At 68.6% G+C, this 2,485-nt stretch carries 1 protein-coding gene; it reads left to right on the forward strand.

What is annotated here, in order from left to right; translation table 11 throughout:
- Window positions 1-811 precede the first annotated feature (811 nt).
- On the forward strand, window positions 812-1,990 hold the full coding sequence (locus tag ACWCPW_RS51860) for an ATP-binding protein (RefSeq protein ID WP_449768664.1): 1,179 nt from the start codon (window positions 812-814) through the stop codon (window positions 1,988-1,990).
- Window positions 1,991-2,485 lie beyond the last annotated feature (495 nt).

Below are 2,485 nucleotides of genomic sequence, written 5' to 3' on the forward strand. Positions count from 1 at the left end.
GATTCCGTTGGGGGTTGCGGCTTCACTTGGATTGACCTCGCAGATCGCATTGGACGCGGAGCGAGACGTGGCTGTCGGGATCCGGGTCTTGGCTCCTTCGGTGGGATGTGATCGGGCGGAGAGAGTGGGCGGTCCGGCGAGTTGCTCGCCCCTTCGCGGAGAGCACTGCTCTCGTCTCACGGAGAGCACTGCTCTCGGCGTGCATTGGGCCTTGGTGGTGGGGTTGGGCACGGGTGGCCGTGCGGTCACCGGTTGGCATTGGCCGCTGTCGGTCGGCCTGGTCTCGGGTCATCGGCGGTCAGAAGCCTTGAGTTCTCCGGCAAGATGCCGGCTTGTCTTGTCGGGGAGGCGCCGGCGGCGGCGGATGGAGTGGGTGATCCGGCGCGGTTTGCCGGTGGCTTCCGGATGGGGCGGGTGCCCTTCCGGGTGGGGCCTGTGGTTGCGGCGTGCACTGCCCGGCGACATGCGTTGCGTCAAGGCGAGAACGGAAGCGGGTGGCCCTGTTGCCCATCGGTCGGCGTTGGCCGGTGTGGATTGGCCGGTCTCGGGTGACCGGCGCTTCGGGAGCTCACGACCGCCCGGTGAAACGTGTTGAGATTGGTGGCCTTGAGGTCGCTGGGAATGGCGTCGTGCGCGGTCTCGGTGGGCCCCCGGTCGCAATTTGGAGGCGGGTTGCGATCCCAGGGTCGACGGCCTCCGGGCAGGCGTTCGTACGCGCGTCCGTGCCTTCGGTAAACCGTCTCTGACCTGCTAGTTTGCCGGAACTTGCCTACGCTGACGACTTCTGCCGCACACCCTCGGAGGGGACATCGTGAGTGGGGAAGCGATCAGGTACGACGCAGCCGACATCCAGGTGCTGGAGGAGCGGGAAGCCGTTCGGAAGCGGCCCGGGATGTACGTCGGCTCAACCGGTGAACGCGGCTTGCACGAAATGGTGTTCGATGTCGCCGGCCGGGCGGTGAACGAGGTCTTGACCGGCCGTGCCGGCTGCGTCGACATCACGCTCACACCCGGCGGCGGCGTGCGCGTCGCCGATGACGGGGCGGGTGTTCCCGTCGAGGACGGCGAGGACGGCGAGGACGGCGGCGGTCCCGATCTCGAAGCCCTGCTGACCCACATGCACTTCGGCGTGGGGCCCGGTGGCCGCTACGACGTGATGCCCGTCTACGGCGGCATAGGGCTCTTCGTCGCCAATGTCCTGTCGAGTCGGATGACGGCCGAGGTGTGGCGCGAAGGGGTCCATTGGGGACGGGAGTACGCGCGCGGCGTCCCGGTCGCCGTGCGCACCGACGCGCAGCCGGCGGCGACAGGAAGCGGGACCACCATCACCTTCCGGCCGGATCCCGAAATCTTCGGGACGGCGGCGTGCTCGTTCGACACGCTGGCGGACCGATTCAAGGAACTGGCCCTTCTGAACCGGGACTTGGAGATCTCGCTGACCGATCTGCGCTGCCCGGCCGAGTCCCGGTCGGTTCGATTCCGGTCCTCGGGCGGCGCGCGGGACTTCGTCGCGGTCCTGGACGCACAGGCGGCGGCACCCGCTTACCCGGACATCGTCGGCTTCGAACAGGAAGATCCACGGATGGCCGGGACGATGGAGGTGGCATTCCGGTGGCGCGGCGCCGGCGAGGAGCGGATCCGGAGCTTCGCCAACAGTCGGCCCACCTCCTGCGGCGGCACCCACGCGGAGGGGTTGCGTGACGGCCTGGCCGCCGCGGTCAACGCGTACGCGCGGGAGCGGCGACTCCGGACGGCGACGGACCCCGACCTCGGCACGGACCGGATCGGCGAGGGTCTGACGGCGGTCGTGTCGGTGAAGCTGGACCATCCCGAGTTCGAGGGCTCGACGCGTGGCGTACTGGGCAACGCCGAAGTACGCGCCTGCGTCGCACAAGCCGTCCGGGAACATCTTGCCAGTTGGCTGGAAGAGCATCCGGAGCAGGCCGCAGCCCTGATCGACCGAATCCTCCAGGACACCGGCCAGGCCTGATCGCCCCCGAATCGCCCCCGCTGGTTCCCATATCCCGGACCAGCGGGGCGACCGGCACCACACGCATACGCAGCCAAGCCCGCGCCACCGCCACGCCCAGGGCCAACTCCCGTGCCAAGGCCAACTGTCACGCCCCGTACTCAGAGCCACGGACAGCACACCGACAGGGCCCCGTCACCCGAGACAACGAACGAATCGGCCCAACCCATCCGAGCCGGCGACCAGATCACCCGAGCCGGCCGGCGGCGATCCCGACCCGGATCGCGGTATCGGTTGCGGGCGTTGCGAGCCTGCGTGACCTGCGGTTTTGGTGGGACGGCGCAAGCAAGAGCCTGCCGGGTACCGGTTTCGTGCACCGTCGGAACAACTCACCGCTCCGCCCGATCACATCCCACCGAAAAAGCCAAGACCCGGATCCCGACAGCCACGTCTCGCTCCGCGTCCAATGCGATCTGCGAGGTCAATCCAAGTGAAGCCGCAACCCCCAACGGGATT

The sequence above is a fragment of the Embleya sp. NPDC001921 genome (assembly GCF_053594475.1).